Here is a 4,473-nt window from a genome sequence, read left to right on the forward strand (position 1 = left end):
TTTGGGGAATCAATGTCGATGTCCCGTTTGAAAAATCTTCTTATGGTGTTTTTGCTGTGCTGATTATCTCTGTTATACTAAGCCTAATTTGCTGGTTTTTCATGCGACGCAAAAAATATTTGTAAAGTATTTGTGATACCCTAATACGATTTAAAGCAGAATTGCATGGATTACGCAGGAAGTTTTAAGGGCGGTGGCTGTCTTTTCCCTTGCGAGGTGAGGCCCATGGGAACATGGAATAATCTTCAGGAAGGTTTCACAGTCAATGAGCGTCTTCCAGACACTCTCGTTGATGTTGCTGTTTGGCACGTTTTTAATCGCGCTACTCAGCTATATCGACAAGCACCACAAATAAAAAAAGCCGCCCTGCGTAACTTTGGTAGGTTACAGGGTAGCTTAATGCTGTCTTATTAACTTCGCCACCGCCTTTGAAGCGGCTTGCATGGGAAGTCCTGTTCTAGCGGGGCTTCCCTTTTTCTTTCTACATTATAGCATGACTATAATGGACTTTCGACTATTTTTAATCAGCTTTCTAGCAGTTTTTTTAGGGAACACACGTTTGCCTTCTGTGCTACAATACAGGTAAAAGCTAACGGAAGTGATGAAATTGTTTACTGATGATGAACCGCATGGCGTGTTCTTCTTAATCGATAACAAGTCCTTTTATGCTAGTTGCGAAGCCGTTGCCCGGGGGCTTAATCCCTTAAAAGTCCCCTTAGTGGTCCTTAGCGAAGCTGAAAATACTAATGGCGGGCTCATTTTAGCCACGTCACCCGAAGCTAAGCACTTATTTCATCTTAAAGCCAACGTCTCCCGTAAACGTGACTTACCCAATGACCCCAGGTTGTGGGTCGTGCCACCGCGCATGAACCTTTATATTCAACGTAATTTGCAGATCAATCAGATCTTTCATCAATTTACTACTGAAAAAGAGGTTTGGCCGTATTCAATTGATGAAAGCATTCTTGATATGACCCATACTTGGCGGCTGTTTGGCAATTCCGTTCGCGAAGTGGCACGCTTGATTCAAAAGACGGTTCGGCAAAAGCTAGGCTTGTATACCACCGTGGGAATTGGTGACAATCCGGTGCAAGCTAAATTAGCCTTAGACCTTTACGCTAAACATAATCATGAATTTATCGGTGAAATCCATTACGAAACTGTGCCGGATAAAATTTGGTCAATTACTGAATTGACGGACGTTTGGGGGATTGGCCCCCGTATGGCGAAACGTTTGAACCGCCTTCACATTCACAATATGTATGAGCTAGCCCATACCAACCCTTATTTACTCAAACAGCAGCTTGGCGTCATTGGTAGCCAGTTATTTGCTACGGCCTGGGGAATTGATCGCGCGCAAGTTACGGAACCAACTAAGGTTAAAGAAGCTAGCCTGGGTAATTCACAAGTATTGCCGCGAGATTATTTTAACCAAGTCGAAATTGAAACCGTCATTAAAGAAATTGGGGAACAGGTGGCGGCGCGGCTTCGGCACCACCATAAACTGGCGGGGTGTCTATCGCTAAGCATTGGGTTTTCCTATGCCGCAGCTGAAGCAGATGGTCGCGGTGGCTTTCACCAAGCTTTAAAAATTGACCCGACTAACGACAATCAAGTTTTGACGCAACAATTATTGTGGTTATTCCGTCAGAATTGGGACGGTCAAGCTGTCCGGAATATTGGCGTTTATAGCAGTAAACTAAGTGCCAACTCCGGCCAACAACTTAATTTATTTGAAACACCGCGTAACCAAATTCGCCGTAGCCGGTTAAACCAGGTGATTGATGAAATTCACCGGCAATTTGGGTTCACCAAACTAGTTTACGCGACCAGTTTATTAAAGGGGGGCACCGCTATCAAGCGGGCTTCACTAGTGGGCGGACATAATGGAGGTAATAGCTATGAATAGCGATATAGAGATTATTAAGGGGCGATTAACCCTATTGTTTAAGCGGCGTCCCAAAACCCGCTATTGGTTAATGTTGACTAATGATACCTACGATCAGACCTATAACCTGTTTTTTAACAGTCAACGGGCTAACGAGCGCTTGCAATCCGTTCCCTTACATAAATTAGCACACTATGATTTAGCTGATTTAGAAAAGCTGTTGAAAGCATTACGACAAGATATAAAGCTAACGATCGAATTTGTCGGCTTTACAGGAGAACGGTGGCCGGAAAGTCAAAAGCTGATTCAACGAAAGCGGGTGCCCCTTGAATAACCAAGACTTTGATTTAGGCACGGTTAAGCATTTTTTTGAACACGATTATCATGACCGGGGCATGATGAAATGGCAGGGGTTCTATTTATCTGATCATACTGCCGCTTTAAACCAACAGAACCAGCAGTTGAATGCAGTATACGTTCCAAGACCGCAACAATCCTTAGCAGTAATTACCGAGGTATTGGCGGACGCATATCAGCGTCAGCAACCAGTGACCATTCAATTAAAAACGGTTGACCAAAACAACCGCCATTTACCAGACATCACCACCTTGATCCATGGCTACAATGCCAATGATATTGTGATTGATGCTGATCGGTTTATCCCACTACAAGAAATTCGCAATGTGGCCTTTAAAAATACGGAGAAGCTATAAAATTCTAGCTCTCCGTATTTTTCTTAACACTTTATTTGCTGGCTCTGTTTTTTCTAATTGCTTTATTTTAGACAGTTTTACTTCAATGTAGGCAAAAGAATTCACAGACCATTGCCATTAATTGATAACGTTTTTCAGATCTCCTGATAAATATGCTTTTAGATTATCAACAGTCATATGCAACAACCGTTCTCTTGTCTCATATGGTGCCCAAGCAATATGTGGGGTAATATAACAATTTTTGGCCTGTAATAATGGGCTATCACTAGCAATGGGCTCCCCTTTAACAACATCAGTGGCGTAGGCATAAATTTTGCCTTCATTCAAGGCATTCTTGATGTCCGCTTCATTAGCCAATTTGCCTCGGGCCGTATTCAATATAATAACCCCAGTTTTCATTTTGGCAATCGTATCATTATTAATTAAATCAATTGTTTCTGGTGTTTGGATCACATGCAGACTAAGCACATCAGATTGCCTTAATAGTTCATCAAATGAAACCTGCTGAATCCATGATTCAGGAACCTTTTTAGGACGATGATTATAGAAAATAACTTTCATAGAAAAAGCGTGTCCTATTTTAGCAACTTTTTGCGCAATATGGCCATAACCGATTATTCCTAAAGTTTTCCCTTTTAATTCTAATAGCGGTTTTTCCCAAAAAGTAAAATCAGGAGCCTGTGCCCACCGGTTTTCATGAACAAGCTGATTATGCAATCCAACTTGGCTAGTCACTTCTAATAATAACGAGAAAGTAAATTGTGCCACTGCGTCACTTGCATATGTGGGAATGTTAGTCACCACAACCTTGTTCTGGTGTGCGCTCTCAATATCAACGACATCATAACCGGTTCCCATGATTCCGATATACTTCAATCGTGATGTTTTGCTAATCACTTCATGATCTAGGGGTGTTTTGTGTGTAATGACGATATCAGCATATTTAATTCGTTTTATGATTTCAGCGTTATCGTTAACTGAGGTACGATCATATAAAGTGCAGTCGCCTAATTCTTGCAAGCTTTTCCAATTTAAATCTTTGTTTAGTTCATATCCATCTAAAAGAACAATTTTCATAGTGTTAAATCCCCCTATCTTTTCAATGTTTTAGCTGCATTATGTTCTGGTTGTTTGATTGCCGGGTTTTGTTCAGAAAATGCTTTCAGTTGTTTTTGCGTTCGATTACTGATTTCATGGTGTACATCATTTAATTTATTTTGTAGTTCTGATTTTTGTTGTGGATTAGTTGCTTGCTGAACTTGTTGTTGCAAGCCTTGATAGGACTTATTAAGATCATGGGCTGATAACTTTTTTAGATCATGCTCAGGCTCTTTTTGGGCTTCTTGTAAGCCTAATTGTTTGGTTAACCCGTCGCTAAGCTCAATCACTTTGTTGCTCACTTGCTGGATCTCACTTAAAGCACTATGGATCACGGCTTTATCTTTAGCCCAGGTGGCCACGTAACCGAGTGAGTAGTTGCTGGTATCAACGCCAATATTTTGCATGGCAACATACGCAACCGCTTCGGCTTGGGTTTCCTGATAGGCTCGTGGCCGATCTTTAAAGGCTGATTTTAATCCATGTAACTGACTATGTGCATATTCATGATATAACGTCTTCAATTTTAAAGCATTATCTGATTCATCACCACCAATAACAATTTCATTAGTGCTGGGTTGAAAATACCCTTTAGCCCCATTTAGCGTTGCTAAGGGCACTTCACTGACTTTAAGGTCGATTTGCTGGTTTAGATAGTCCTTGAATGCGTTATACAAGCTTGTCACATTCTGATGATCGGCCAAATTTTCTTTGACAAAGTCTTTAGCACTTAACACTGGTTCACCGCTAGTTTGTGCCACATCAAAGACGGGT

The 4,473-nt window shown here is 41.3% G+C and carries 6 protein-coding genes and 1 pseudogene; 5 read left to right on the plus strand and 2 right to left on the minus strand.

Annotated features, from left to right (window positions below; translation table 11 throughout):
- The 5 genes and pseudogenes from GB992_RS10785 to GB992_RS10805 form a co-directional block, all read left to right on the plus strand.
- A pseudogene (locus tag GB992_RS10785) lies at positions 1 to 125 on the plus strand (magnesium transporter CorA family protein); the annotation flags it as partial.
- Positions 126 to 292: 167 nt separating this feature from the next.
- Entirely contained in the window at positions 293 to 355 is a 63-nt protein-coding gene (locus tag GB992_RS11970) for a putative holin-like toxin (protein ID WP_222843308.1), read from the plus strand.
- 246 nt (positions 356 to 601) lie between these two features.
- Positions 602 to 1,909, plus strand: coding sequence for a Y-family DNA polymerase (locus GB992_RS10795; RefSeq protein ID WP_162855690.1), 1,308 nt, complete (start codon positions 602 to 604; stop codon positions 1,907 to 1,909).
- On the plus strand, positions 1,902 to 2,222 hold the full coding sequence (locus tag GB992_RS10800) for an acetyl-CoA carboxylase (protein ID WP_161002441.1): 321 nt from the start codon (positions 1,902 to 1,904) through the stop codon (positions 2,220 to 2,222). The genes GB992_RS10795 and GB992_RS10800 overlap by 8 nt, the downstream gene beginning before the upstream one ends.
- The gene (locus GB992_RS10805) at positions 2,215 to 2,601 is read left to right on the plus strand and encodes a hypothetical protein (protein WP_161002442.1); all 387 of its coding nucleotides are present in this window, start codon (positions 2,215 to 2,217) and stop codon (positions 2,599 to 2,601) included. Before GB992_RS10800 ends, GB992_RS10805 begins: the two co-directional genes overlap by 8 nt.
- Positions 2,602 to 2,718: 117 nt before the next feature.
- On the opposite strand, the gene GB992_RS10810 is transcribed toward GB992_RS10805, so the two are convergent.
- Both GB992_RS10810 and GB992_RS10815 read right to left on the minus strand, forming a co-directional pair.
- Positions 2,719 to 3,678 carry a D-2-hydroxyacid dehydrogenase gene (locus GB992_RS10810; protein ID WP_161002443.1) on the minus strand — a complete coding sequence of 320 codons (960 nt, stop codon included), beginning with the start codon at positions 3,676 to 3,678 and terminating at the stop codon, positions 2,719 to 2,721.
- Positions 3,679 to 3,692: 14 nt separating this feature from the next.
- Positions 3,693 to 4,473, minus strand: a 781-nt coding sequence (locus GB992_RS10815) for a M78 family metallopeptidase domain-containing protein (RefSeq protein WP_161002444.1), incomplete at its 5' end; no start/stop codon positions are given.

The organism is Furfurilactobacillus milii, assembly GCF_009863985.1.
GTDB classification, from domain to species: domain Bacteria; phylum Bacillota; class Bacilli; order Lactobacillales; family Lactobacillaceae; genus Furfurilactobacillus; species Furfurilactobacillus milii_A.

Bases quoted from the DNA above. Each gene is read 5' to 3' on its own strand.
- GB992_RS10795 (WP_162855690.1), top strand. From the start codon at position 602: ATGAAATTGTTTACTGATGATGAACCGCATGGCGTGTTCTTCTTAATC.
- GB992_RS10800 (WP_161002441.1), top strand. From the start codon at position 1,902: ATGAATAGCGATATAGAGATTATTAAGGGGCGATTAACCCTATTGTTT.
- GB992_RS10810 (WP_161002443.1), bottom strand. From the start codon at position 3,678: ATGAAAATTGTTCTTTTAGATGGATATGAACTAAACAAAGATTTAAAT.